The organism is Pseudoduganella sp., assembly GCF_041914865.1.
Lineage (GTDB): Bacteria > Pseudomonadota > Gammaproteobacteria > Burkholderiales > Burkholderiaceae_D > Rugamonas.
Map to the genome: position 1 here is coordinate 66,062 of NZ_JAYSCO010000014.1, position 23,440 is coordinate 89,501.

The 23,440-nt window shown below is 66.9% G+C and carries 25 protein-coding genes; 10 read left to right on the plus strand and 15 right to left on the minus strand.

Annotation, left to right across the window (positions count from 1 at the left end; genetic code table 11):
* Positions 1-4 precede the first annotated feature (4 nt).
* From ACE3TQ_RS09325 to dapC, 6 genes are all read right to left on the minus strand, one after another.
* Complete coding sequence (locus ACE3TQ_RS09325) at positions 5-1,576, minus strand: helicase HerA-like C-terminal domain-containing protein (RefSeq protein WP_374581832.1); 1,572 nt, start codon at positions 1,574-1,576, stop codon at positions 5-7.
* A gap of 77 nt (positions 1,577-1,653) precedes the next feature.
* Positions 1,654-2,022, minus strand: coding sequence for a hypothetical protein (locus tag ACE3TQ_RS09330; protein ID WP_374581833.1), 369 nt, complete (start codon positions 2,020-2,022; stop codon positions 1,654-1,656).
* Entirely contained in the window at positions 2,019-2,378 is a 360-nt protein-coding gene (locus tag ACE3TQ_RS09335; RefSeq protein ID WP_374581834.1) for a hypothetical protein, read from the minus strand. The genes ACE3TQ_RS09330 and ACE3TQ_RS09335 overlap by 4 nt, the downstream gene beginning before the upstream one ends.
* 66 nt (positions 2,379-2,444) lie before the next feature.
* Positions 2,445-3,584, minus strand: a complete 1,140-nt coding sequence (locus ACE3TQ_RS09340) for a PilT/PilU family type 4a pilus ATPase (protein ID WP_374581835.1) — start codon at positions 3,582-3,584, stop codon at positions 2,445-2,447.
* Between the two features lie 119 nt (positions 3,585-3,703).
* Positions 3,704-4,525: a 2,3,4,5-tetrahydropyridine-2,6-dicarboxylate N-succinyltransferase gene (dapD, locus tag ACE3TQ_RS09345; RefSeq protein WP_374581836.1), complete on the minus strand. Its 822-nt coding sequence runs from the start codon at positions 4,523-4,525 to the stop codon at positions 3,704-3,706.
* Complete coding sequence (dapC, locus tag ACE3TQ_RS09350) at positions 4,522-5,739, minus strand: succinyldiaminopimelate transaminase (protein ID WP_374581837.1); 1,218 nt, start codon at positions 5,737-5,739, stop codon at positions 4,522-4,524. Before dapC ends, dapD begins: the two co-directional genes overlap by 4 nt.
* A gap of 91 nt (positions 5,740-5,830) precedes the next feature.
* Between dapC and ACE3TQ_RS09355 the strand changes: the two genes are divergently transcribed.
* Positions 5,831-7,651 carry a DUF4153 domain-containing protein gene (locus ACE3TQ_RS09355; protein ID WP_374581838.1) on the plus strand — a complete coding sequence of 607 codons (1,821 nt, stop codon included), beginning with the start codon at positions 5,831-5,833 and terminating at the stop codon, positions 7,649-7,651.
* Here the strand turns inward: ACE3TQ_RS09355 and ACE3TQ_RS09360 are convergent.
* From ACE3TQ_RS09360 to ACE3TQ_RS09370, 3 genes are read right to left on the minus strand one after another with little or no spacing between them, the layout of a single operon-like run.
* Entirely contained in the window at positions 7,648-8,364 is a 717-nt protein-coding gene (locus ACE3TQ_RS09360; RefSeq protein WP_374581840.1) for a Mut7-C RNAse domain-containing protein, read from the minus strand. The two genes, ACE3TQ_RS09355 and ACE3TQ_RS09360, sit on opposite strands and share 4 nt — an antisense overlap.
* A 6-nt stretch (positions 8,365-8,370) precedes the next feature.
* Positions 8,371-9,297, minus strand: a complete 927-nt coding sequence (locus tag ACE3TQ_RS09365; RefSeq protein ID WP_374581841.1) for an alpha/beta hydrolase — start codon at positions 9,295-9,297, stop codon at positions 8,371-8,373.
* A 22-nt stretch (positions 9,298-9,319) separates the two neighbouring features.
* Entirely contained in the window at positions 9,320-9,709 is a 390-nt protein-coding gene (locus ACE3TQ_RS09370; protein ID WP_374581842.1) for a MerR family transcriptional regulator, read from the minus strand.
* A 58-nt stretch (positions 9,710-9,767) separates the two neighbouring features.
* Here ACE3TQ_RS09370 and ACE3TQ_RS09375 point away from each other — a divergent pair, with 58 nt between their 5' ends.
* Both ACE3TQ_RS09375 and ACE3TQ_RS09380 read left to right on the plus strand, forming a co-directional pair.
* Positions 9,768-10,211 carry a hypothetical protein gene (locus ACE3TQ_RS09375; protein ID WP_374581843.1) on the plus strand — a complete coding sequence of 148 codons (444 nt, stop codon included), beginning with the start codon at positions 9,768-9,770 and terminating at the stop codon, positions 10,209-10,211.
* On the plus strand, positions 10,174-10,563 hold the full coding sequence (locus ACE3TQ_RS09380) for a VOC family protein (RefSeq protein ID WP_374581844.1): 390 nt from the start codon (positions 10,174-10,176) through the stop codon (positions 10,561-10,563). The genes ACE3TQ_RS09375 and ACE3TQ_RS09380 overlap by 38 nt, the downstream gene beginning before the upstream one ends.
* Here ACE3TQ_RS09380 and ACE3TQ_RS09385 read toward each other — a convergent pair whose 3' ends face one another.
* Entirely contained in the window at positions 10,564-11,526 is a 963-nt protein-coding gene (locus tag ACE3TQ_RS09385) for a dipeptidase (protein ID WP_374581846.1), read from the minus strand. It lies immediately after the preceding gene.
* A 94-nt stretch (positions 11,527-11,620) separates the two neighbouring features.
* Between ACE3TQ_RS09385 and ACE3TQ_RS09390 the strand changes: the two genes are divergently transcribed.
* Positions 11,621-12,880, plus strand: coding sequence for a DEAD/DEAH box helicase (locus tag ACE3TQ_RS09390; protein WP_374581847.1), 1,260 nt, complete (start codon positions 11,621-11,623; stop codon positions 12,878-12,880).
* 6 nt (positions 12,881-12,886) lie between these two features.
* Here ACE3TQ_RS09390 and ACE3TQ_RS09395 read toward each other — a convergent pair whose 3' ends face one another.
* From ACE3TQ_RS09395 to ACE3TQ_RS09405, 3 genes are read right to left on the minus strand one after another with little or no spacing between them, the layout of a single operon-like run.
* Positions 12,887-13,567 carry a hypothetical protein gene (locus tag ACE3TQ_RS09395; RefSeq protein ID WP_374581848.1) on the minus strand — a complete coding sequence of 227 codons (681 nt, stop codon included), beginning with the start codon at positions 13,565-13,567 and terminating at the stop codon, positions 12,887-12,889.
* A complete protein-coding gene (locus ACE3TQ_RS09400; RefSeq protein ID WP_374581849.1) occupies positions 13,564-14,526 on the minus strand; it encodes an MlaD family protein in 963 nt (320 codons plus the stop codon). The genes ACE3TQ_RS09395 and ACE3TQ_RS09400 overlap by 4 nt, the downstream gene beginning before the upstream one ends.
* Before the next feature lie 4 nt (positions 14,527-14,530).
* Positions 14,531-15,301 carry an ABC transporter permease gene (locus ACE3TQ_RS09405; protein ID WP_374581850.1) on the minus strand — a complete coding sequence of 257 codons (771 nt, stop codon included), beginning with the start codon at positions 15,299-15,301 and terminating at the stop codon, positions 14,531-14,533.
* A gap of 49 nt (positions 15,302-15,350) precedes the next feature.
* On the opposite strand from ACE3TQ_RS09405, the gene ACE3TQ_RS09410 reads away from it, so the two are divergent.
* Positions 15,351-18,251: an insulinase family protein gene (locus ACE3TQ_RS09410; RefSeq protein WP_374581851.1), complete on the plus strand. Its 2,901-nt coding sequence runs from the start codon at positions 15,351-15,353 to the stop codon at positions 18,249-18,251.
* A 15-nt stretch (positions 18,252-18,266) separates the two neighbouring features.
* Positions 18,267-19,169: a sulfurtransferase gene (locus ACE3TQ_RS09415; RefSeq protein ID WP_374581852.1), complete on the plus strand. Its 903-nt coding sequence runs from the start codon at positions 18,267-18,269 to the stop codon at positions 19,167-19,169.
* Here ACE3TQ_RS09415 and ACE3TQ_RS09420 read toward each other — a convergent pair.
* Positions 19,132-19,446 carry a cytochrome c5 family protein gene (locus ACE3TQ_RS09420; protein WP_374581853.1) on the minus strand — a complete coding sequence of 105 codons (315 nt, stop codon included), beginning with the start codon at positions 19,444-19,446 and terminating at the stop codon, positions 19,132-19,134. The genes ACE3TQ_RS09415 and ACE3TQ_RS09420 overlap by 38 nt on opposite strands.
* Positions 19,447-19,448: 2 nt before the next feature.
* Positions 19,449-20,105 (minus strand): hydrolase, encoded by a 657-nt coding sequence (locus tag ACE3TQ_RS09425; RefSeq protein ID WP_374581868.1) that lies wholly within the window; start codon positions 20,103-20,105, stop codon positions 19,449-19,451.
* Positions 20,106-20,258: 153 nt separating this feature from the next.
* Between ACE3TQ_RS09425 and ACE3TQ_RS09430 the strand changes: the two genes are divergently transcribed.
* The 4 genes from ACE3TQ_RS09430 to ACE3TQ_RS09445 are packed head-to-tail and all read left to right on the plus strand — an operon-like array spanning position 20,259 to position 23,421.
* Positions 20,259-21,146, plus strand: coding sequence for a LysR substrate-binding domain-containing protein (locus tag ACE3TQ_RS09430; RefSeq protein ID WP_374581855.1), 888 nt, complete (start codon positions 20,259-20,261; stop codon positions 21,144-21,146).
* A gap of 12 nt (positions 21,147-21,158) precedes the next feature.
* Entirely contained in the window at positions 21,159-22,520 is a 1,362-nt protein-coding gene (locus ACE3TQ_RS09435) for a cytochrome P450 (RefSeq protein ID WP_374581857.1), read from the plus strand.
* A gap of 38 nt (positions 22,521-22,558) precedes the next feature.
* Positions 22,559-23,086, plus strand: a complete 528-nt coding sequence (locus tag ACE3TQ_RS09440; RefSeq protein ID WP_374581858.1) for an SRPBCC family protein — start codon at positions 22,559-22,561, stop codon at positions 23,084-23,086.
* Positions 23,083-23,421, plus strand: coding sequence for a hypothetical protein (locus ACE3TQ_RS09445; RefSeq protein ID WP_374581860.1), 339 nt, complete (start codon positions 23,083-23,085; stop codon positions 23,419-23,421). The genes ACE3TQ_RS09440 and ACE3TQ_RS09445 overlap by 4 nt, the downstream gene beginning before the upstream one ends.
* Positions 23,422-23,440: the final 19 nt, after the last annotated feature.

Genomic DNA, 23,440 nt, shown 5'->3' on the forward strand with positions numbered 1-23,440 from the left:
GAGATCAACGCTTTTTCAGGATGGAACCGAGCACGCCGCGGATGATTTCGCGGCCGACCTGGGAACCGATGCTGCGGGCGGCGGACTTCACCATCGCCTGCACGGCGGTATCGCGTTTGCTGCTGCCGCCGAACAGGCCGCCCAGCACGTCGCCGAAGAGGGAGCCGCCGCTGTCGGCGGGGGCTTCGGCCGGCGCCGGAGCGCGGCCGGCCGGGGCGCGGCCGCTCGGCGCCGGGTCGTAGCTGTCGTCGCCGGCGCCGGCGCGGGCGCCGCCGGAGCGGCCGCCGCCATTGCCGCTGGCGACGCGGCCGGTCAGCTTTTCGTAGGCCGATTCGCGGTCGACCGCTTGTTCGTACACGCCTGCCACCACCGAAGTGCTGCGCGCGGCCTGGCGCTCGGCGGGCGAGATCGGGCCCAGTTGCGAGGCGGGCGGCAGCACGAAGGCGCGCTGCACGATCTGCGGCGTGCCTTTTTCATCGAGGAAGGACACCAGCGCCTCGCCCACGCCCAGCTCCGTAATCACCTGCGCCACGTCGATGGCGGGATTGGGGCGGAAGGTTTCGGCGGCGGACTTCACGGCCTTCTGGTCGCGCGGGGTGTAGGCGCGCAGCGCGTGCTGCACGCGGTTGCCCAGCTGGCCCAGCACGGTTTCTGGGATGTCGAGCGGGTTCTGGGTGATGAAGAACACGCCCACGCCTTTGGAGCGGATCAGGCGTACCACTTGCTCGATCTTCTGCAGCAGGGCTTTCGGCGCCTCGGCAAACAGCAGGTGGGCTTCGTCGAAGAAGAACACGAGTTTCGGCTTATCCAGGTCGCCCACTTCCGGCAGGTTTTCGAACAGCTCGGAAAGCATCCATAGCAGGAACACGGCGTAGATGCGCGGCGCGTTCATCAGCTTGTCGGCGGCCAGGATATTGACCACGCCTTTGCCTGCCGCGTCGGTCTGCAGCAGGTCGTCGATATTGAGCATCGGCTCGCCGAAGAACTGTTCGCCGCCTTGCTCCTCAATGGCCAGCAGGCCGCGCTGGATGGCGCCGATGCTGGCGGCGCTGACGTTGCCGTAGCTGGTCTTGTAGTCGGCCGCGTTGTCGCCCACATGCTGCAGCATGGCGCGCAGGTCTTTGGTGTCGAGCAGCAGCAGGCCGTTGTCATCGGCGATCTTGAATACCAGCTGCAGCACGCCTTCCTGCGTATCGTTCAGGTTCAGCATGCGCGCCAGCAGGGTGGGGCCCAGGTCGGAAATGGTGGCGCGCACCGGGTGGCCCTGTTCGCCGAACACGTCCCAGAAGGTGACCGGGCAGCCGGCCCATTGCGGCGCTTCCAGCTTGAGCGCTTCCAGGCGCTTGGCCATTTTCTCGCCCAGCACGCCGGGCTTGGCCATGCCGGACAGGTCGCCCTTGATGTCGGCCATGAAGACCGGCACGCCGATCTCGGACAGGGAATGCGCTATGCGCTGCAGTGTGACCGTCTTGCCGGTGCCGGTGGCGCCGGTGATGCAGCCGTGGCGGTTGACCAGGCTGGAAAGCATGTCGAGGGTTTGGTCGGCGGTTTTGGCGATGGGCAGGGCGGTGCTCATGGGGCAGAATTTCTTGTTGAGATGAAATTCTGATCATACATCATCAAATGCGATGCGTAAGCTACCGTTGGTTTCCATCACGCAAGCTTGGGTACAGCTGGCACCTCGCAGACCTTGGCGATGATGTCGCCAAATTTGCTGAGCCAATACCAAGGCAGAAACGGCGCGCCTACTGTTTTTATGATTTCCCCGCCTGAAAGAATCAATAGTTCGCACATCCTGTCCTCGTGTGGGAAGAGATATTCGTAGATATACACCCGCTTCTCCACGCAAAGCAGGGTCGCCGGCTCGCCATTAAAGGGAAAGGTTGCCTCAAACTGCCGTATCACATTCCAGGGTTCGCTGATTTGCTGAGCATGCTTATCGTTGGCGACTTGTTGCCAATGCAGGGAGCCTTTGTAGGTTCGCTCCAGGATGTCCTCTACAAGGTCCAGATATTTGTTCATATGTCCTCCGAGAAAGAGTCAATGTCTTTCAGGACTTCTTTTATGCCCCTTAGGTCACGTTGCTCGATCTTTTGATGGAGCGCGATCACGAGGCGGCCCCGTTTGGTGAGCTTCGACCAGGGCCGGACTGGAAAGTTCCTGCCCAAGGAATCACAAATGCTGTTGAGTTCGTCCGACGGTGGTGTGGTGGCTGCACAGCCACTGATTGCTGTGGCTAGTTCCTTCAGGCGCTGCTTGCGCCGGAAGCGGATGATGTTGGCTTTGATGCTGCGTACCAGCAGCAGGGAGATGACGGCGACGACCAGCGAGGCGATCGAGGCCCAGGAGGAGATGAGGACGAGTTGGTCAGCCGGCATGGCGCGCTCCGTTCAAGGCCGAAGCCTTGTTGTACTACGGAGCGGCCGCGCCGGCCTTGCGGGAGATCAGGAGTTCAGGGTGAACTCGGTGAAGGAGGTGTCGCCGACGGCTTTCAATTCCTCTTCTTCGGACGGCGGCGGCGCGTCCATGCCATGGTTCAGGAGCCACAGCAGGTTGGTGGCCGAGTCGGCGTTGGCCAGTGCCTCGTCCTTGGTGATGGTGCCTTCCATCACCAGCTTGTACAGCGCCTGTTCGAACGATTGCGAGCCGGGGGAGAGGGATTTCTCCAGCGCTTCCTTGATGGCGCCGATTTCGCCTTTTTCGATCAGGTCGGAGATGTAGCGCGTGTTGACCATGACTTCGACCGCCGGGGTGCGGGTGCCGCCGCCGGCGGAGCGGATCAGGCGCTGCGAGACGATGGCCTTGACGGTGGAGGACAAGTCCTGCAGCAGCGCCGGGCGGTTCTCGATCGGGTAGAAGGAGATGATGCGGTTCAGCGCGTTGTACGAGTTGTTGGCGTGCAGCGTGGCCAGCACCAGGTGGCCCGACTGCGCGTAGGCCATGGCGGAGGCCATGGTTTCGCGGTCGCGGATCTCGCCGATCAGGATGCAGTCCGGCGCCTGGCGCATGGAGTTGCGCAGGGCGGTGTAGAAGTCTTTGGCGTCGCTGCCGATTTCGCGCTGGTTGACGATCGATTTCTTGTTGCGGAACAGGTATTCGATCGGGTCTTCCAGCGTCAGGATGTGGCCCGAGCGCAGTTCGTTGCGGTGGTCCAGCATGGAGGCGATGGTGGTGGACTTGCCGGAGCCGGTGGCGCCAACCAGCAGCACCAGGCCGCGCTTTTCCATGATCAGGTCGGCCAGCACGGGCGGCAGGCCCAGTTCGCCCAGCGGCGGAATGTTGGCCGGGACGAAGCGGAATACGGCGGAGATGCTGCCGCGCTGGCGGAAGGCCGACAGGCGGAAGCGGCCCAGGTTGGGCATGGAGATACCCATGTTCAGCTCATTGGTCGTGTCCAGTTCTTCCAGCTGCTCGGGCGAGCAGACTTCGGCCAGCAGGCCGCGCAGGTTCTCGGGTTCGAGCTTTTGCTGGTTGATGGGGATCAGGATGCCGTTGATCTTCAGGTGCACCGGCGAGCCTACGGCGAAAAACATGTCCGAGGCGTTCTTTTCCTTCATCAGCTGGAACAGGCGGTCCATTGCCATTTTTTGGGTATCTCCTTTTTTAACCCGGTAGGGCGGGTCTGACCCGAGGGTCAGACCCTGTATGACGCGGCGGCCGCGGGCCGGGTCAGACCCTTGGGTCTGACCCGGGTTTACCGGGGTTAAACGCCGCGCAGCAGTTCGTTGATGCCGGTCTTGGCGCGGGTCTGTGCATCGACGCGCTTGACGATCACGGCGCAGTACAGGCTGTACTTGCCGTCGTCCGACGGCAGCGAGCCCGAGACCACCACGGAACCGGACGGCACGCGGCCGTAGTGGATCTCGCCGGTGGTGCGGTCGTAAATCTTGGTCGACTGGCCGATGTACACGCCCATCGAAATCACCGAGTTCTCTTCCACGATCACGCCTTCCACGATCTCGGAGCGGGCGCCGATGAAGCAGTTGTCTTCGATGATGGTCGGGTTGGCCTGCATCGGTTCCAGCACGCCGCCGATGCCGACGCCGCCGGACAGGTGCACGTTCTTGCCGATCTGCGCGCAGGAACCCACGGTGGCCCAGGTGTCGACCATGGCGCCTTCGTCGACGTAGGCGCCGATGTTCACGTAGGAAGGCATCAGCACCACGTTCTTGCCGATGAAGGAGCCGCGGCGCGCCACAGCCGGCGGCACCACGCGGAAGCCGCCCTTGGCGAAATCTTCGGCGCTGTAGTTGGCGAACTTGGTCGGCACCTTGTCGTAGAACTGCATGGTGCCGTCGGACGGCAGCACCACGTTGTTCTCCAGGCGGAAGGACAGCAGCACGGCCTTCTTGATCCACTGGTTGACGACCCAGGCGCCGTTTTCCTTGTGGGCGACGCGCAGGGAACCGTTATCCAGGCCAGCCAGCACCTGGTTGACGGCGTCGCGCACATCGGCGGTGGCGTTGGACGGGTTGATCTCGGCGCGGTTTTCCCACGCGGTGTCGATGATTTGCTGGATGCTCATGATTTAGCTAGTTGTTGGCAGAATTGGACGATACGGCGCGCCGCTTCCAGCCCTTCCTCGGTGCCGGCAACCAGCGCCATGCGGATGCGGTTGCGGCCCGGGTTGGCGCCGTGGGCGTCGCGCGCCAGGTAGCTACCTGGCAGCACGGTGACATTGTACTCGGCGTGCAGGCGGCGGGCGAATTCGGTGTCGGACAGGCCGGTGCGGCTCACATCGGCCCACAGGTAGAAGCCGGCGTCCGGCATTTGCACGTCCAGCACTTCCTGGATAAGGGGCGTGATGGCGGCGAACTTGGCGCGGTATTGCGCGCGGTTTTCCTCGACGTGGGTTTCGTCGTCCCAGGCGGCGACAGAGGCGGCCTGCACATGCGGGCCCATGGCGCTGCCGTGGTAGGTGCGGTACAGCAGGAACTTCTTCAGCACTTGCGCGTCGCCCGCCACGAAGCCGGAGCGCATGCCCGGCACGTTGGAGCGCTTGGACAGGCTGGAAAACACCACCAGGCGCGCGTACGGTTCGCCTTCGCCGGTCAGGCCCAGCATGTGGGCTGCCTGCATGGCGCCCAGCGGCGGCTCGTCGCCGTGGTAGATCTCCGAGTAGCACTCGTCGGCGGCGATGATGAAGTCGTAGCGCTCGGACAGGGCGAACAGGTGCTCCCAGTCGGTCAGCGTCAGCACGGCGCCGGTCGGGTTGCCCGGGGAGCACAGGTAGAGCAGGCGTACGCGCTGCCAGACTTCTTCCGGCACGCTGTCGTAGTCGGGCGCGAAATTGCGTGCCGGGTCGGAATTGACGAAGTACGGCTCGGCGCCGGCCAGGAAAGCCGCGCCTTCGTAAATCTGGTAGAACGGGTTGGGGCACATCACCAGCGCGCCGGTGTCGGGCGCGATTACCGTCTGCGCGAACGAGAACAGCGCCTCGCGCGAACCGTTCACCGGCAGAACCTGGGTGGCGCGGTCCAGCGCCGGCAGGTTGTAGCGGCGCTCCAGCCAGCTGGCGATCGCATGGCGCAGCGCTTCCGAGCCGGCCGTCAGCGGGTAGCTGGCCAGGCCGTCCAGGTTGTCCACCAGCGCCTGGCGGATAAAGGCCGGGGTAGGGTGTTTCGGCTCGCCCATGCCCAGGCTGATCGCCTTGTAGGCCGGGTTGGGGACGCTGCCGGCAAAGAGCTGGCGCAGCTTTTCAAACGGGTAGGACTGCAGCTTGTCTAAGTGTGGATTCATGGCGCTTACGGCTGGTTGAGCTATTGATTATATAGCGACACCGCGCAACAGTGGCGTTGCTGCAAAATTGACAACGAGATATGATCACCGGATGGACGCCACGCCCCCAGAAACAGTGCTGCCGGCCAGTGAGCCGCCGGTGCGCGATGCCGCCGTGACGCGGCGCGTGGGGCAGCTGCGGCTGCTGGTGGGGCTGGTGCAGGGCGCTGTGCTGTATTTCCTCTATCACGGGCAGCAGGCGGGCGCCTGGCCTGCCACCGTGCCCGCCTTGTTCTTCCCCCTGGTGCTGGGCGCGATTGTGCTGCCGGTGCTGCTGATCTCCGGCCTGGGCCACCTGGCGCGGCGCCCGCTGGCGCGCTGGCTGGGCGCCGCCGCCCTGGTGCTGGCGGTGGTCGGCCTGCACGATGCCTGGCGCAGCGCGCTGGACCCGGCGCCGCTGCGACATCCTTCGATCCTGGTGTTGCCGTTCTGCGTCGGCTTCTTCTTTATCGCCCACAGCCTGGTGCTGGCCGTGGCCCACGATGGACGGCGCCTGGTGCGTTACGCCACCTGCTTCGACAGCGCCTGGAAGCTGGCCATCCAGTTGCTGTTTTCCGCCATGTTCGTGCTGGCCGTGTGGCTGGTGATGTGGCTGGGCGATTCGCTGTTCGACCTGCTCAAGCTGAATTTTGTGGAGGAGCTGCTGCGCCAGTCGTGGTTTGCGGTGCCGCTGGTGTGCCTGGCCTTCTCCAGCGCCATGCACACCACAGATGTGCGGCCGGCCATTGTGCGCGGCGTGCGCAGCCTGCTGCTGGTGCTGATGGCGTGGATCGTGCCGATTGCCGTGCTGCTGGTGGGCGGCTTCCTGGCGGCGCTGCCGTTCACCGGCCTGCAGGTGCTGTGGCAGACGCGCCACGCCACCGCTGTGCTGCTGGCCGCCTGCGCGGTGCTGGTGGTGCTGGTGAACGCCGCCTACCAGGCCGGCGATGCTGGCAGTGGGCTGGCGCGCAGCGTGCGGCTGGCGGCGCGCGCGGCCTGCCTGCTGTTGCTGCCGCTCGCGCTGCTCGGGGTATATGCGCTCGGCCTGCGGGTCGGCGATTACGGCTGGACCACGGACCGTGTGATCGCCGCCGCCTGCCTGGCGGCAGCCCTGTTCTATGCCGGCGGCTATGCCTGGGCCGCGGTGCGGCGCGGCGTGCCGTGGCTGGACGGCTTGCGCTATGTGAACCTGGCCGCCGCCTTTGTGATGCTGGCGCTGGCGTTGGCCATGTTTACGCCGGTGGCCGATCCGGCGCGCATTGCCGTTGCCGACCAACTGGCGCGGCTGGCGCGTGGCGCTATACCGGCGGCGCAATTCGATTACGGCTTCCTGCGCTTCCACGGCGCGCGCTACGGCATGCAGGCTTTGCAAGGGTTGGCGGCGCAAGGATCCGGCCCGCAGGCGGCCGACGTGCGGCGGCACGCGGCGGCGGCGCTCAAGATGAAGTACGAAGATCCGCTGGGGCGCACGGCGGTGGTCGATGCCGGCGCCAACCTGCGGCCCTGGCCGCAAGGCGCACAGCTGCCGGCCAGCCTGCTGCAGCAGGACTGGCAGGCCCAGGGCGCCGTCCAGGTCCCCGCCTGCCTGCGCCATGCCGGCAGCCGCTGCGATGCCTTCCTGATGGATTTCGACGGCGACGGCAAGGATGAAGTGCTGCTGGTGGGCGAGACGGTGCGCGATGGCGACGGGGTGCTGGAGGAGCGCGATGGCGCCTGGGTGATGGTGGCGCGCACGCCCGTGCATATCCAGCTGGCCGGCTGCAAGGCCTGGCAGGAGCGCCTGCGCGCAGGCGACTACACACTGGTGGCGCCGCGCCTGCGCGACATCGAAGTGGGCGGGCGGCGGCTCGCTTTGACGCCGAGCGAACCGCGCAGTCTTGATTGCGGCCGCTAGCCGGCCTGTATGCCCTGGCTGGCCAGCAGCGCCGCCATGCGCCGCCAGTGCGAGCCGCGCCAGAACACGCCCCGGCACACATCGCAGGTCAGGAATTCGTCGTGCGCCGCCCGCACGGAGGGCGGCAGGCGCCCGGCGATGGCGGCCTTCGCTACCGGCCGCAGCGGCGCATTGCAGGCCAGGCACAGGGTAAACGGGCGGGCGCTGGGCGCCAGGTCGAGGCGCTGGAAGATTTCGGCGAACTGCAGGGCGGGCTTCAGCGCGCGCACATAGCAGCCTTGGGTGATGCCGCGCCGCTTGAGCAGGTCGCGGTCGCGGGTGAGCGCAATGCGGCCTTCGTCGGCCGACAGGGTGGCCACGGTCGGGTCGTCGATATTGTTGTCGTACAGCGTGTCGAAGCCCGCCATGCGCAGCAGGCGCGCGAGGCCGCCCAGGTGGGCGTCGGCGACAAAGCGCGGCGCCTGTGCTGCCGCGCATCCTGCGGGCGGGGGCAGGACTTCGACGCGGTCGCCATCGCGCAGCAGGTGCGCCAGCCCGGCCGGTGCGCCGTTGACCAGCACCGTGCCCACCTCGGTATGCGGCACGCCGAGCGCTTCGATCATATGCTTGGTGGTGGCGGCGCGTGCGCATTGCACCGTGAACGCCACCCCGCGCCGCGCGCGCGGCAGGAAGTCGTGCAGCGCCGGATCGAAGCGGAAGGTGGCGCTGGCCATGGCGCGTTAGCGTTTGCCGAGCAGGAACTGGAGCGGAATGGCAAGCCGTTCCGACCACGCCTTCTCGCTATGGTCCGTGCCTTCGAATACGCGGCTCAGGTAGTGGGCGTCGGTGTAGCCGCGTTCGCGCACGATCTGGTCGACAAAGGCCTGGGCCGGGGCATACAGCGCCTCCAGCTGCTCGGTGCCGCGGTCCAGGTAGAGGCGGCGCGTGGCCGGCGCGGGCAGCTTGTCCTGCAGGTAGTTGAAGGCGGCCAGCGGAATGCTGGCATTGGGCTGGAAGATGCCGACCCAGTGGGTGGACAGGCCGGCCGCGCCGCCGAACACCTGCGGGTATTCATTGAAGGCGTACACCGAGATCAGGCCGCCCATGCTGGAACCCATGATGAAGGTGGCGGCCGCCTCGCTGCGGGTGGCATAGCGACGGTCGATCAGCGGCTTCAACTCCTCCACCAGGAAGCGCAGGTAATTGTCGGCCTGGGGTCGGCCTTCCAGGCGCTCCTTGACCAGCTGCTCGCGCGGCGCGGCCGGCATGCGCTCCAGGAACTTCTGCGGCATGTATTCGGCGGCACGGTATTTGCCGTTGTTCCAGACCGCCACCACGATGGTGGGCGGCACCTTGCCCTCGCGCACCAGGCGGTCCAGCGCCACGTCCACATGCCAGGCCTGCTTGTTCCAGGTGGTGCCGGCGTCGAACAGCATCTGGCCGTCATGCATGTACAGCACCTGGAAGCGCTGGCCGGCCTTGGCCTGCGCGGCGTAGCCGTCGGGTAGCCAGACTTCGACCGGGCGGCTGTCAACGTACGCCGAGCGCAGCTCGATGCGCTCCAGCGTGCCGACGCTGGGCTTGGGCAGGGCGGCGGCGCGCGCCGCGAACGGCAGCAGGGCGATGGCGAGAATGGCGGCGAATCGGCGGAAATAGTTGGATGGCATAAGCGGGCTGCGGTGGTTGAGGTTAAGGTTGGGCCGGCGTCGCGTCCGGCCGCAGCGGGCAGTCGGCCATTGGCGCCTGCAGGCGGAGCGCCAGCGCCGCGCGCAGGGCCTGCAGGCCGTCGATGCGGCGGTCGATTTCGCCCAGTTTGGCTTGCAGCACGGCGCGCAGCGCGGCGGCTGTCGGCTCGCCGGCCACATTGGCCGCCAGCAGCGGCAGGTCGGCCTCGATCTCCTGCAGCGTGAAGCCGAGCGCTTGCGCGGTGCGGATGTAGCGCAGCCACTCCACCGCCTCCGGTGCGTAGTCGCGGTAACCGTTGCCACCGCGCCGCGCCTGCAGCAGGCCGCGCTTCTCGTAATAGCGCAGCGTGTCGCGGCTGATGCCGGTCGCTTCGGCCAGTTCGCCGATTTGCATGCCATCTCCCAAAAAGTGCTTGACCATGGAGTGTACTCCAAGGTTTAAGCTGCGGGGCATGAATACGACAAAACTTGTGCGGGCCAGCGCCGCCTACGACCTGCTGCTGACGGCTCCTTTCGCCACCCCGTGGACCTTCGCCATCGCCCATGGCCATCTCTCCGCGCTCAACCAGGCGCTGGGCGGCGCGTCATTGCCGCTGTTCGGCGCCATGCACATGCTGTTTGCCGGGCTGCTGGGCAGTATCGTGGTGGTGTGGTCCTGGCTGCGCCTGCGCGACCCGCAGCCACAATTCGCCACATACGATGGCGCCGCACGCTTCCTGTTCAGCAGCTGGTTCGCCTGGGTCCTGGCCATGGGGCAGGGCAGCCTGCCGCTGGTCTGGCTCTTTATCGTGCCCGAGTTCGTGTGGGGTGCCGTGCAATGGTATGCTGTCCCTCCTTGGCGCAAAACGGGAGGGTCACATGCAAGCGCAACCTTTGATCGCTGTCAGCAACGTTGAAGCGGCCAGCCGCTGGTACCAGAAAACCCTGGGCCTGAAAAGCGGCCATGGCGGCAGCGAATACGAGCAATTGCTGCACGACGGGCGCATGGTGCTGCAGCTGCACCGCTGGGACGCCCACCATCATCCCCATATCGGCGATCCGGCGCAGCGCCCCTACGGCAATGGCGCCTTGCTCTGGTTCTGGACCGACGATTTCGACGACGCGGTGGAGCGTGCCGCCGCTGCCGGCGCCACCGTGCTGGAAGGACCGAAGGAAAACAGCAATGCCCAGCACCGGGAGCTTTGGCTGCGCGACCCGGAAGGCTATGTGGTGGTGCTGGCCGGGCCTTACGGCGACGTCGGCATGTAGTTACTGCCAGGTGGCGCGCGCCACCCGCAGCATATTGCGGCCCAGGACCTGCTCGATTTCATTGGGCGCCATGCCCAGCTTGCGCAGCTCGAGCGGCAGCGCCTTCCACGCTTCCAGCGGCACGAAGGAGGGCGCGCGGCCGGCGCGGTAGCCGGCCGCTTCCGGCCACCACCAGGATGGATTGAAGTCGCCCGGCGGCGTGTCGTCCAGCTCCTTCTGGCTGATGCACAGGTCCAGGCCGATGCCGACGTGGGCCACGCCCACCAGGTCCGCCACATAGGCCGCATGGCGCGCCACATCGGCCGCCGCCGGCTGCTCGCTGCCAAGGAACCAGGACAGGCCGGAAATGCACACCACGCCGCCGGTCGCGGCGCAGGCCTGGATCTGTTCATCGGTCACGTTGCGCCCGTGCGGCACCAGGGCGAACGGGTTGGCGTGGCTGAATACCACCGGCTTGCGCGAGGCCGCCATGATCTCCAGGCTGCACAGGCGGCCGGTATGCGAGCAGTCGACGATGATGCCGGCGTCATTGACCGCCTCCAGCACGCGCTGGCCGAGCGGCGTCAGGCCGCGCGCGGTGTCGTGGCAGCCGTCGGCCACGCTGTTGTTGCGGTTGTAGGCGAAGTGCATCTGGCGCACGCCCAGCTGCGCATACAGGGCCGCCATCTCGGGCTGGTCCATCAGCGGCATGGAGCCCTCCAGGTCGAAGCCAATGGCCAGCACGCCGTCCGCCGCGGCCTGGACGATGTCGTCGACGTTGGAGACCAGGCGATAGCGGCCCGGATTGGCGGCGATGGTGGCGCGGTAGCCGGCGATCACGGACATGACCTGGGACACGGGATTCATGTCCGCGCCCACGGTGAGCGAGACGTAATTCACGCCGGAGGCATGCAGCTGGCCAAGCGGTGCGAAATCGGCTTGCGGGTGTTGCGGCAGGCAGAGGTGGGCGTCCCAATTAATCATGCTTCTACGGCGGTTGGTGGTTTGATAGCGACGCGTATAGTCGCATGAAACCCGGCGCAAGGTATACTGGCAGCTTGTCCACATGAAGCACGCCATGAATTTCTCCAGCCTGGGCCTCGCGCCCCAACTGCTCAACGCCATTACCGAGACCGGCTACAGCACGCCGACCGCCATCCAGTCCGCCGCCATCCCGCCCGCCCTGCGCGGCGCCGACGTGCTGGGGCAGGCGCAGACCGGCTCCGGCAAGACAGCCGCCTTCGCGCTGCCGCTGCTGCATGGCCTGCTGGCCGCGCGCGGCGCCGGCGGCAACGGCCCGCGCAAGCTGCACGCCCTGGTGCTGGCGCCGACGCGCGAGCTGGCGGCCCAGGTGGGCGAGGTGCTGCGCGGGCTGGCGTCGCACCTGCCGGCGCCGGTCAAGGTTTCGGTGGCCTTCGGCGGCGTCTCGATCAACCCGCAGATGATGGCGCTACGCGGCGGCACCGACATCATGGTGGCCACGCCCGGCCGCCTGCTCGACCTGGTCGAACACAACGCCCTGAAGCTGGACGGTACCTCGATGCTGGTGCTGGACGAGGCCGACAAGCTGCTCGACATGGGCTTCGCCGACGAACTGGCGCGCATCGTCGCGCTGCTGCCGGCGCGGCGCCAGAACCTGTTTTTCTCGGCCACCTTCCCGCCGGCGGTGCAGGCCCTCGCCGGCAAGCTGCTGCACGAGCCGGTGCGGGTCGCCACCGGACACGTGGCCGAGCATGCGCCCGACATCACGCAGCGCGCGATTGAAGTGGACCAGGCGCAGCGCACCTCGCTGCTGCGCATCCTGCTGAAGGAGCAGGGCTGGCGCCAGGTGCTGGTGTTTGTCGCCACCAAATACGCCTCCGAGCACGTGGCCGACAAGCTGCGGCGCGGCGGCGTGGCGGCGGAAGCCTTCCACGGCGACTTCAGCCAGGGCGCCCGCACCTCGGTGCTGACCGACTTCCGCGAAGGCAAACTGAAAGTACTGGTCGCCACCGACGTCGCCGCACGCGGCATCGACATCGCCCAGTTGCCGGTGGTGGTCAACTACGACCTGCCGCGCTCCCCGGCCGACTATACCCACCGCATCGGCCGCACCGGCCGCGCCGGCGCCGCCGGCCTCGCCGTCAGCTTCATCACGCCGGACGCCGAGCAGCATTTCCGCCTGATCGAAAAGCGCCAGAACGTGCGCGTGCCGCGCGAACGCCTGCCCGGTTTCGAACCCACCACCACCGCGCCCGCCTTGCCGGCCGGCGCCCATGACGGCACCGGCGGCATCAAGGGCAAACGCAAGAGCAAGAAAGACAAGCTGCGCGAAGCGGCCGCCAAAGCCGCCGGCTGAGCGGCGTCAGCGCGTGGCGAGGGCGATGCGGCGGCGGATGCGCTCCGCTTCAACCTTGTCGCCGGCTTGTTCCGCGCGCTGCAGCTGGATCTGCATCCATGCCAGCAGGGCGCGGCGCCAGCCCTGGCCGGAGGCGGTGTTGATGGCCGTCGTCAGCAGCTCGGGCGTGGCGCGGTTGGCGCGCAGCAGGGCGCCGGCGGCGACCAGGCGCGATAAGGGATCGGGGATGGCGGCTGCGGCGGCCGCGGCGGCGCGGTCGTCGGTGCTGGCCGCGACCTGGCGCTGCGGTTCCGGCAGCAGGCCGGCGTCGGCAGCGCTGGCATTGCCGGCCAGGTAGCGGGCATAGGCCAGGTCGGCCGGGCTGGCATCGACTTGCAGGGTGGTGAACTCGCCGCAGCCGTCGTAGGCCAGCGCGGCCACCTGCACGGCGCAGCGCAGCAGCTCGACGCGGATGGCTTGCGCGGGCTGGCCGGTGCTGCCGACCTGTTTGCGGGCGATGCCGAATTCATGCTCGGCGACTGAGCTGCGGCCTTCCAGGTAGGCGGAGGTGGCGCGTTCGGTGGCGCTGGCGGCGTTCAGTTGCCAGTCCGGCACGCGCGGGCCGCTGCTGCAGGCGGCGAGTAGCGTGGCCAGCAGCGCGGCCAGCAAGCCGGCCAGCGCGGGGGCGGTAAGGCGCTTGGTCATCATGGCAGGCGGATCTCCGGTTCGTTGCGTTTGAACGGCCATTTGCGGTTCAGTTCATTGATCATCTGCTCGACCTTGCGCAGGTTGGCGTCGACTTCGGCGCGCAGCGCGCCCAGGTCTTCGGTGGCGGCGCGGGTGTTGGCGCCAACCGCTTGCGCCTCCACCAGCACGGCGTCGAGTTTTTTCAGGCTGGTGCGGGCGTCGGCCAGCAGGGCGTTCAGCTGCTGCACCGCGGCCTGGGTGTCGCTGGCGATGCCTTTGTCGCCGAACACGCGCTTGTGGGCGTTGCCGACCAGGCTGTCGGCTTTGAGCACCAGCGAGTTGGCGTTGCGCAGCAGCTCGCGCGCTTTCTGGTCCTCGCCGGCCAGCACGCCGATGGCGCCGCCCGGGCCGTTCAGCTTCTCGGTGACGCCTTGCACGTTGCGCAGGCTGCTGCCCAGGGCGGAATCCTCCGCGGTGAGCGCGGCCAGGTTGTTCAGCAGGTCTTTGGCGGTCTGCAGCAGGCGCGGAATTTCGGCCGCCATGTCGCCCACCAGCAGCGCGCGTTCGGCGCCTTCGGGCAGCGGCGGGTCGGACGGAATGCCGGTGAAGGCGCGCAGCTTGGCGCCGCCGACCAGACTCTTTTCCAGCGTGAAGATGCTGGAGGCGCGCAGCCAGTGCGCGTCCTTCTTCGGCACGTCGACCAGGATGCGCGCCTTGCCGTCCTGCGCCAGTTCGATGCGCTGCACGCGCCCGATCGGGAAGCCGGCGAAGGTGACGTCCATGCCGACGCTGACGCCTTCCGAATCGTCGGCCGTCAGCACCAGGCGCTGCGTGGGTTCGAAGGCGCCGCGCGCATACATCAGGTACATGATGGCGCCCAGCACCAGCGCCACCAGCAGCACCAGCAGGGCCACGGCTTTGGCTTCGGCGTTGTGGATCGGTGCCGGCGAGGCTTCCGGCGTGTTGTTCGTTTCGTCCATATCGTCAGTAATAATTGCCCATCAGGGAAGCGGCTTCCACCACCAGGATCACGGAGAACATGCGTACCATGTCGGCCAGCCCGTGCGCGGCGCCCATGCGCCTGAGAACCGGATTGGCGGCCCCGCTGTAATAGGAGGAGGCGAGCGGGATCACGGCGACCGCCAGGCTGAAAAATACCACTTTCAACACCAGGATCAGGCAGACGGCGGGGTTGAAGATCTGGCCCACCACGCGCGTGTAGCCGGGCAGGGCCCAGGGCGTGAAGCCGTACATCACCAGGTAGGCCAGCACCAGCGTGACGGCGCAGCTGACGGCGGCCAGCATCCACACGGCGAACACGCCGGCGGCGGCGCGCGGGTAGAACTGGGTGCGCAGGGCGGCGCGCGCGTCGGGCGCCTTGCCGGCCAGCCTTTGCTGGGCGAATTCGACGCCGGCCGGCAGCGTGGTGCGCAGGGCCACGAACAGGGCTGCGGTGAGCGGCACCAGCTCCAGCACCAGCACGCGCACCACCATCTCCAGCGCGTAGCGCGACAGGCCGTAGCTGGCGGAGGTGACGACCACGATGCGGATGATGACGAGGCTGATCAGCGCGCACAGCACGCTGAACCAGGCCAGGTTGACGGTGGTGGCAATGACGATCTGTTCGGACAGCATGCGCCGGTTGTCGCGCCGGTAGCTGGAAGGCGCCATGGCGCGCGTGAGCAGCAGGGCGGCAAACTGCAGCAGCCGCCACCAGCTTGCCAGCCATGCGATTGCGGAGCGGTGGGCGTTCATAGGCGCGATACTAGCACTAAGGAAGGGCAATGGTGTATCGTACACTGTTATGAAACTACTAAAACTGCTCCTGGCAGCCACTTTGCTGTGCTGCTCTTTCGTGGCTGGCGCGGCGCCCGAACTCTCCGCTGCTTTGCCGATCGGCCCACAGGTCAAGGTGGGCAAGCTGCCGAATGGCCTGACTTACTATATCCAGCAGAACCGCCGCCCGGAAAAACGGGTGGAGCTGCGCCTGGTGGTGCGCGCCGGTTCGGTGCTGGAGGACGAGGATCAGCTCGGCCTGGCCCACTTCACCGAGCATATGGCCTTCAACGGCTCGACCAATTTCAAGCGCCATGAACTGGTGTCCTGGCTGCAGTCGGTGGGCGTGAAGTTTGGCGCCGACCTGAACGCCTACACCAGCTTCGACGAGACGGTGTACATGCTGCCGCTGCCGCTGGATAAGCCGGAGAACCTGGACAAGGGCTTGCTGGTGCTGGAGGATTGGGCCCAGGGCGTGACGTTCAACGATGCCGATATCGAGAGCGAGCGCGGTATCGTGCTGGAAGAACTGCGCCTGGGCAAGGGCGCGACCGACCGCATGAACAAGGTGCTGCTGCCGAAGATCTTCAACGGTTCGCTGTATGCGCGCCGCCTGCCGATCGGCAAGGCGGAAGTGCTGAAGTCCTTCAAGCCGGAGGCGATCCGCCGTTTCTACAAGGACTGGTACCGGCCGGACCTGATGGCGGTGATCGTGGTCGGCGATATCGATCCGCAGCAGGCCGAGCGCCTGGTGGTCAGCCATTTCTCGAAGCTGGTGAACCCGGCCAACCCGCGTCCGCGCACCTACGCCACCATTCCCGAGCGCACCGAATCGGAGGCGCTGGTGGTGACCGACCGCGAGTCGCCGTCGAATGTGGTGGCGATCCGCTATCCGTTCCTGAAGCGCGAGGAGGCGCGCACCGTGGGCGAGTACCGCAGCAAGATGGTGGAGCAGCTGTCGGCCGCCATGCTGAGCCAGCGCATCGCGGAACTGACGCAGCAGCCTAACCCGCCGTTCCTGCAAGGCTCCAGCACCATGGCCAAGGCGGTGCACGGCTACCGCGCCTTCGTTTCCAGCGCCGTGGTGGGCAAGGCCGGCACCCTGCCGGCGATCCGCGCGGTGGTGGAGGAGGGCGAGCGCGCGCGCCAGCTGGGCTTCAGCGCGGCGGAACTGGAACGCGCCAAGAAGAACATGATGCGCTTCATGGAAAACCTGCACAATGAACGCGACAAGACCGATTCCAGCGTGCATGTGGCCGAGATCCAGCGCCATTTCCTGGATGGCGAAGCGATGCCCGGCATCGACGCGGAATACGGCTATTACCGGGACCTGCTGCCAGGCGTGACGCTGGAGGAAGTCAACGCCCAGGTGCGCAGCGCGATTCCGGTCGGGCAGAAGAAGCTGGTCATTTTCATGGGCAACGACAAGTCGGGCACCGTGGTGCCGCAGGCGCCGCAGATGCTGGCGGCCGTGGAGGCGGCGGAGAAGGCCACCGTGGCGGCGCGCGAGGAGAAAGCCCTGGACAGCAGCCTGATGGCGCAGCCGCCCAAAGGTGGCCGCATCGTCAAGGAAACCAGCGACAAGGTGCTGGGCACCACGGAGCTGCTGCTGTCGAACGGCGTGCGGGTTGTGCTGAAGCCGACCGATTTCAAGAACGACCAGGTGGTGATGACGGCGACCCGCTTTGGCGGTGCGTCCCTGGCCGAGGAGGGCGACATCATCAATGCGCGCTATGCGAGCGGCATCCTGGCGGCCATGGGCGTCAAGGATTATGCACCGTTCGAGCTGCAGAAGATGCTGGCCGGCCGCAGCGTCGGTTCGGCCTATGTGCTGGGCGGTATCAACGAGGGATTCGGCGGCACGTCCACCGGCAGCGACCTGGAGGCCATGCTGCAGCTGGTCTACCTGCAGATGACGGCGCCGCGCCGCGACCAGGCGCTGTTCGACATCTTTATCGACAAGCAGCAGGAGCAGGCGCGCAATGCCCAGGCGCGGCCGGAGGCGGTGCTGAACGACACCATGCGCACCACCCTGTTCGGCAACCACCCGCGCGTGGCGCTGACGCCGCGGCCGGAGGAATTCGACGGCATCCGCCTGGACCGCGTGATGGCGCTGCATAAGGAGCGCATGTCCAGCGCCTACGGCATGACCTTCTTCATCGTGGGCAGCTTCGACCTGGCGCGCTTCAAGCCTTTGCTGGCGACCTACCTGGGCGGCCTGCCGGCGCACCCGATCGCCAACGCCTACAAGGACCGCGGCGTGCGTCCGGTGCGCGGCGTGGTCAAAAAGGAAGTGCGGCGCGGCCGCGAGCAAAAGAGCCAGGTGAATATTGCGTTTACCGGCGACGCGGCTTTCAGCGAGGTCGAGCAGATGCGTCTGCGCGCCCTGGTCGAGATCATGCAGATCAAGATGACGGAGGCGCTGCGCGAGAAGCATGGCCTGGTGTACACCTCCAGCATCCAGGGCGGCCTGGCGCGCCATCCGTATCCCAGCTACACCATCAACCTCGGCCTGCCGACGGCGCCGGAAAATGTCGACAAGGCGATCGAGATCACCTTCGCCGAAGTGCGCAAGCTGCAGCAGAGCGGGCCGGAGGAGGCCGACCTGGCCAAGATCAAGGAGAACTGGAGCAGCAATTACCGCCGCGCCATCCGCGAGAACGGCTGGTGGGCGGGCCAGCTGCAGGCGGCCCACATGTACAACACCGATCCCAAGCGCATCCTGCGCCAGGGCGAACTGATTGCCAGCCTGACCGTGGCGGACGTGCAGGCCGCCGCCAAGCGCTACTTCGACTTCAATAACTACGTGCAGGTGGTGCTGCATCCGGCGGAAAAGCCGGATGCAAAGCCGGAAGCAAAGCCGGAAGTAAAGCCGGAAGCAAAGCCAGAGGCCAAACCGGAAGCTGCTAAACTGCCGGCTGGTAATTAAGTTGAGTTGTAATAAATGCATTTCCGTCCCGACCTGGCGCGCTGGCGCCAGTTGCCATCGCCTGCCTGGCTGGCACGCCTGCTCGACGGCGCGCCTGTGCAGGCAGCACCGGCCGGGACCTGGCGCCTGTTCGAAGTAGGCTGCGACAGCCTGGCCGCCTACCAGGCCGGCCACATTCCCGGCGCCGGCTATATCGACACCAACCGGCTGGAGCGGCAGCCGCTGTGGAACAAGGTCTCCGACGAGGCCTTGCTGGCACTGCTGCTGGAACACGGCATCCGCCACGACACCACCGTCATCCTGTACGGCCGCGGTTCTCTGGCCGCCGCCCGCGCCGCCCATCTGATGCTGTATGCCGGCGTGGCCGACGTGCGCCTGCTCGATGGCGGTCTGGATGCCTGGCTGCGCGCCGGCCATGCGCTGCAGCAGGGCATGCCGGCGCCGGTGCCGCCGGCGGACGCCTTTGGCGCGGCTTTCCCGGCGCGGCCGGACTTCCTGATCGACACCGCCCAGGCGCGCGAACTGCTGCAGCAGGCGGACGGCGCCCTGGTCAGCATCCGTACCTGGCAGGAACATGTGGGCGCCACCTCGGGTTACAGCTACATTGAAGCGCGCGGCGATATTCCAGGCGCCCGCTGGGGCCGCGCCGGCAAGGACGGCGACGTGCACAGCATGAGCGAGTACCAGCATGCGGACGGCACCATGAAACCGCCGGCGGAAATCAGCGCCCTGTGGCGCCAGGCGGGAATCGAGCCCGGCCAGCGCACCGCGTTTTACTGCGGCACCGGCTGGCGGGCTTCGCTGGCGTTTTTCTACGCCTGGTTGATGGAGTGGGAGCGCATCAGCGTGTACGACGGCGGCTGGTGCGAATGGAGCCGGGTCAATCCGCCTGCATCATGTAGCGGATCGCGGCCTTGAGCTGTGCTTCGTCCAGGTCGTCGCGGCCGCCGCGGGCGGGCATGGCGCCCACCCCGTTGGCCGCGTTGCGCACCAGGCCATCCAGGCCGCCGGCGCGCTGCAGGCGCTGCTGCCAATCCTTGCGCGCCCCCAGCTTGGGCGCGCTCACCATCACATTCTCGACGGCGTGGCAGGCGCTGCAGACCGATTCGTAGACCGCGCGGCCCGGTTGCTGCGCCGGGGCCGCGGCGGAAGCCAGCAGCCCGCAGGCTGCCAGCAGGGCGCGGGCCAGGCGCATGATTACTTCTGGCCTTCCTTGGCGTTGAACATCTCCTTGGCATACACGATGCCCAGGCCGTAGCCGCCGCCGTGTTCAGCGGCGATCTTGGTCACCGGCGCGTAGGTCTCGCCACGGGCCCAGTCGCGCTGCAGTTCCAGCATGTACTGCAGCCAGGTCACCGGGCGGGCGCCGGCCTGCACCATGCGCTGCACGGCCATGTCGTGCGCTTCCTTGGTCACGCCGCCTGAAGCGTCGGTCACGATGTATACCTGGTAGCCCTGGTCGATGGCCGACAGCACCGGCTGCACCAGGCACACTTCAGTCCACAGCGCCGCCATTACCACTTTCTTGTGGCCGTTCTTCTGCACCGCGTCGACCACGCGCTGGTCTTCCCAGGTGTTCATGGTGGTGCGGTCGATCGGCGCCTGCTCGGGGAACACGGCCTGCAGTTCAGGGAAGATCGGGCCGCTGAACGATTTGGCGGCGACCGTGGTCAGGATGGTCGGCACCTTGAACACCTTGGCTGCCTTGGCCAGGCCGGTCACATTGTTGCGCAGTTCTGCCACGTCGATGGAGCGGGTGGCGAAGGCCATCTGCGGCTGGTGGTCGATCAGTACCAGGGTGTGGTTCTTCGGCGTCAGCAGCTGCTCGGCCGGCGGGGCGGCGTGGGCGGCCAGGGCGCTGAAGGCGAGGACGGCTGGCAGGGCGGCTTTGATCAGGGATTTGAAGTTCATGCTGTGCTCCTTGGTGGTTGTGGTTGCGATGGGTGTACTTTAATAAACTCGGAATGCGTAATAAACTGTCGTATGTGCAAATGATATTTACGCAAAATGGAACAATATGACTTGATCGACCTGCGCAGTTTTATTGCTGTGGTGGAGAGCGGCAGCTTCGTGCGCGCCGCCGAGCAGCTGGATGTCAGCACCGCCGCCATCAGCCGCCGCATCGCCACGCTCGAGGCGGCGCTGGGCAGCCAGCTGATCACGCGCACCACGCGCCGCAACGACATCACCGATGCCGGCCGCGCCTTTTACGCCGACGCGCAGGCCGTGTTCCAGCTGCTGGATGAAGCCCAGGAGCGCGTGCGCCAGGGCCAGGATTCCGCCAGCGGCACCCTGCGCGTAGCGGCGCCGCTCAGCTTCGGCATCCAGAAGGTGGCGCCGGTGCTGCCGCCGTTCATGCGGCGCCACCCGGACCTGAAGGTGCAGCTGCTGCTGGAGGACCGCACCACCGACCTGCATGCGGAGGCAATCGATGTCGCCCTGCGCATCGGCTTCCTGCGCGACTCCTCGCTGGTGGCCACGCGCATCGGCAGCGTGGGCCGGGTGTTCGCGGCGGCGCCAGGCTACCTGGCGCGCGCCGGGCGGCCCACCACGTTGGCGGAGCTGCGCGGCCACTCGGTGTTAAATTACAGTTTGCTGAGCGTGCGCGAAGAATGGGGCAGGCTGATCGGCGACCCGGGCGAGCAGCTCGACCTGAAGGTGCCGCTGGCGGCCAACAACGCGGAGGCGCTGGCCGAGTGGGCGATCCAGGGCATGGGCATCGTGCTGCTGCCGGAATTCGCGCTGGCCGGTGCCTTGGCCGATGGCCGCCTGGTGCAGCTGCTGGCCGATGCCAGCCCGGAGCCGTACGGCCTGTTTGCGGTGCGGCCTTCGCGCCAGTTCACGCCGGCGCGGCTGCGCCTGTTCATCGAATACTTGCGGGAGTGCGGTTTCTGAAGGAGGTGTCACATGGATCACCTGCCTGGCCCCAGCGGCGTGCCGCTGCTGGGTAATCTCGGAATCAAGAGTCACCGTTTCCACCAGCAGCTGGAAAGCTGGGCGCGCGAATTCGGTCCCATCTATCGCATGCGCCTGGCCGACCGCCGCATCATCGTCACCAGCCGGCGCAGCGATATCGCGCAGATCCTGCACGACCGCCCCGACCAGTGGCGGCGCTCGCAGCGCCTGGCCAGCGTGATCGACGAAGCGTCGGCGGCCGGCGTGTTTTCCGCCGAAGGCGAGGAGTGGCGGCGCCAGCGCAAGCTGGTGATGCATGCGCTGACGCCGGAGGTGATCAACCGCTTCCATCCCACCTTGTCCGCCATGACCGCGCGGCTGCAGCGGCGCTGGCGGGCCCAGGCCGAGGCCGGGCAGCCGCAGCGCCTGCTGCGCGACCTGAAGGCGTTCGCGCTCGACGTCACGATCGGCATGGCCATGGGGCAGGACCAGGACATGCTGGAGCATGAGGACAATCCGCTGCAGCGCGATATCGAATTCCTCTTCACCCAGATCGCGCGCCGGCTGGTGGCGCCGATTCCCTACTGGCGCACGTTCAAGCTGGCGGTGGACCGCGACGCCGACGCCGCCGGCGCGCGCATCCATGCCGCGGTGGACGGCTTTATCGCCGATGCGCGGGCGCGCATGGCGGCCAACCCGGTCCTGTACGACAAACCCGGCAACCTGCTGGAAGCCATGCTGGTGGCGGCCGACATGCCCGGTTCCGGCTTCGACGAGCGGATGGTGCATGCAAACGCCATCAATATGGTGTTTGCCGGGGAGGACACGACCGCCAACACCATCGCCTGGCTGCTGTACCTGCTGGCCCAGGCGCCGCACGCCGCGGCCCGCCTGGCGCAGGAGGCCGATGCCGCGCCGGGCCTGGAGCATATGCCCTACCTGGATGCCTGTGTGCAGGAGGCTATGCGCCTGAAGCCGGTGGCACCCATCCTCGGTTCGCAGGCGGTGCAGGATGTGGCGCTGGACGGGGTGCAGGTGCCGGCCGGGGTGGTGGTCTTCATGCTGCTGCGCCACGCCTTCGCGCTGCAGGTACCGCTCGATGACGGCGCCGAGTTCCGCCCCGAGCGCTGGCTGGAGCCGGCCATGAAGGAGCGGCTGGACGATCCGGGCCGCAAGATGGTGCCATTCGGCGGCGGGCCGCGGTTTTGCCCGGGGCGCTACCTGGCCATGTGCGAGATCCGCATGGTGGTGTCGATGCTGGCGCGCAGCTTCACGATCGAACTGCTGCCGGGCGCGCCGCCGGTCGAAGAGGTATTCAGCTTCACCATGACGCCGAGCGCGCTGCCGCTGCTTTTGCGTCCCCGCGCGCTGTGATAGCCTTGCATGCATACCAACACCGAAAAGAGGGGACTATGCTGAAGAAGATTTCGATGGGTTTGATTTTGCTGGCTGTGGTGGTGCTCGGCCTGGCGTTGACGCAGCCGGACCATTTCACCGTGCAGCGCAGCGCCACCATCAAGGCCCCGCCGGCCCGGGTCATGGGCTACCTGAACGACTTCCACCAGTGGCCGGCCTGGTCGCCGTGGGAGAAGCTGGACCCGAACATGCAGCGCACCTTCGAGGGCGCGGCCAGCGGCAAGGGCGCGGTCTATGCCTGGAATGGTAACGATGAAGTGGGGCAGGGGCGGATGGAAATCATCGACAGCAACGTGCCTTCCAGCCTGGCCATCAAGCTCGATTTCATCAAGCCTTTCGCTTCCTCCAACCAGACCGAATTCATGCTGCAGCCACAGGGCGACGCCACCGTGGTTACCTGGACCATGAAGGGCAAGAGCCTGTTCGTCACCAAGTTGATGAGCGTGTTCATGAGCATGGACAAGATGATCGGCAAGGACTTTGAAAAAGGCCTGGCCCAGTTGAAGGAAGTGGCCGAGAAATGAGCCGGCGGCGCGCCCTGGCAATCCTGTTGCTGCTGGCCGTTGCGCCGGCCGGGGCGCAGATGCCCCTGCGCATCGACGACAAAGTGATCAGGGACGCCGTGCGCGCGACTGTGGCGGAAATGCCCAAAGTGGAGGGGCTGCCGGCGGCGGCCGATTTCAGTGCCAACGGCCCGCTGGAGAAGGGCGCGCGGCAGAAAATCGACCGCGCTTTTGCTGCAGCGGAAGCGCCGGACTGCCTGCATCCGGACGCCACGCGCCATATCACGGTCCGGCTTGGCGGCTTGCTGGGTCTGCCCGGCTGGGCCTATGCCGCCGCAACAGGAAAGTGCAAGTAGGCCAACAGGGATATACTGG

Excerpts from the sequence above, each read along its gene's own strand:
- ACE3TQ_RS09325 (WP_374581832.1), bottom strand. The coding sequence starts at position 1,576 with ATGAGCACCGCCCTGCCCATCGCCAAAACCGCCGACCAAACCCTCGAC.
- ACE3TQ_RS09330 (WP_374581833.1), bottom strand. The coding sequence starts at position 2,022 with ATGAACAAATATCTGGACCTTGTAGAGGACATCCTGGAGCGAACCTAC.
- ACE3TQ_RS09335 (WP_374581834.1), bottom strand. The coding sequence starts at position 2,378 with ATGCCGGCTGACCAACTCGTCCTCATCTCCTCCTGGGCCTCGATCGCC.
- ACE3TQ_RS09340 (WP_374581835.1), bottom strand. The coding sequence starts at position 3,584 with ATGGCAATGGACCGCCTGTTCCAGCTGATGAAGGAAAAGAACGCCTCG.
- dapD (WP_374581836.1), bottom strand. The coding sequence starts at position 4,525 with ATGAGCATCCAGCAAATCATCGACACCGCGTGGGAAAACCGCGCCGAG.
- dapC (WP_374581837.1), bottom strand. The coding sequence starts at position 5,739 with ATGAATCCACACTTAGACAAGCTGCAGTCCTACCCGTTTGAAAAGCTG.
- ACE3TQ_RS09355 (WP_374581838.1), top strand. The coding sequence starts at position 5,831 with ATGGACGCCACGCCCCCAGAAACAGTGCTGCCGGCCAGTGAGCCGCCG.
- ACE3TQ_RS09360 (WP_374581840.1), bottom strand. The coding sequence starts at position 8,364 with ATGGCCAGCGCCACCTTCCGCTTCGATCCGGCGCTGCACGACTTCCTG.
- ACE3TQ_RS09365 (WP_374581841.1), bottom strand. The coding sequence starts at position 9,297 with ATGCCATCCAACTATTTCCGCCGATTCGCCGCCATTCTCGCCATCGCC.
- ACE3TQ_RS09370 (WP_374581842.1), bottom strand. The coding sequence starts at position 9,709 with ATGCAAATCGGCGAACTGGCCGAAGCGACCGGCATCAGCCGCGACACG.
- ACE3TQ_RS09375 (WP_374581843.1), top strand. The coding sequence starts at position 9,768 with ATGAATACGACAAAACTTGTGCGGGCCAGCGCCGCCTACGACCTGCTG.
- ACE3TQ_RS09380 (WP_374581844.1), top strand. The coding sequence starts at position 10,174 with ATGCAAGCGCAACCTTTGATCGCTGTCAGCAACGTTGAAGCGGCCAGC.
- ACE3TQ_RS09385 (WP_374581846.1), bottom strand. The coding sequence starts at position 11,526 with ATGATTAATTGGGACGCCCACCTCTGCCTGCCGCAACACCCGCAAGCC.
- ACE3TQ_RS09390 (WP_374581847.1), top strand. The coding sequence starts at position 11,621 with ATGAATTTCTCCAGCCTGGGCCTCGCGCCCCAACTGCTCAACGCCATT.
- ACE3TQ_RS09395 (WP_374581848.1), bottom strand. The coding sequence starts at position 13,567 with ATGATGACCAAGCGCCTTACCGCCCCCGCGCTGGCCGGCTTGCTGGCC.
- ACE3TQ_RS09400 (WP_374581849.1), bottom strand. The coding sequence starts at position 14,526 with ATGGACGAAACGAACAACACGCCGGAAGCCTCGCCGGCACCGATCCAC.
- ACE3TQ_RS09405 (WP_374581850.1), bottom strand. The coding sequence starts at position 15,301 with ATGAACGCCCACCGCTCCGCAATCGCATGGCTGGCAAGCTGGTGGCGG.
- ACE3TQ_RS09410 (WP_374581851.1), top strand. The coding sequence starts at position 15,351 with ATGAAACTACTAAAACTGCTCCTGGCAGCCACTTTGCTGTGCTGCTCT.
- ACE3TQ_RS09415 (WP_374581852.1), top strand. The coding sequence starts at position 18,267 with ATGCATTTCCGTCCCGACCTGGCGCGCTGGCGCCAGTTGCCATCGCCT.
- ACE3TQ_RS09420 (WP_374581853.1), bottom strand. The coding sequence starts at position 19,446 with ATGCGCCTGGCCCGCGCCCTGCTGGCAGCCTGCGGGCTGCTGGCTTCC.
- ACE3TQ_RS09430 (WP_374581855.1), top strand. The coding sequence starts at position 20,259 with ATGGAACAATATGACTTGATCGACCTGCGCAGTTTTATTGCTGTGGTG.
- ACE3TQ_RS09435 (WP_374581857.1), top strand. The coding sequence starts at position 21,159 with ATGGATCACCTGCCTGGCCCCAGCGGCGTGCCGCTGCTGGGTAATCTC.
- ACE3TQ_RS09440 (WP_374581858.1), top strand. The coding sequence starts at position 22,559 with ATGCTGAAGAAGATTTCGATGGGTTTGATTTTGCTGGCTGTGGTGGTG.
- ACE3TQ_RS09445 (WP_374581860.1), top strand. The coding sequence starts at position 23,083 with ATGAGCCGGCGGCGCGCCCTGGCAATCCTGTTGCTGCTGGCCGTTGCG.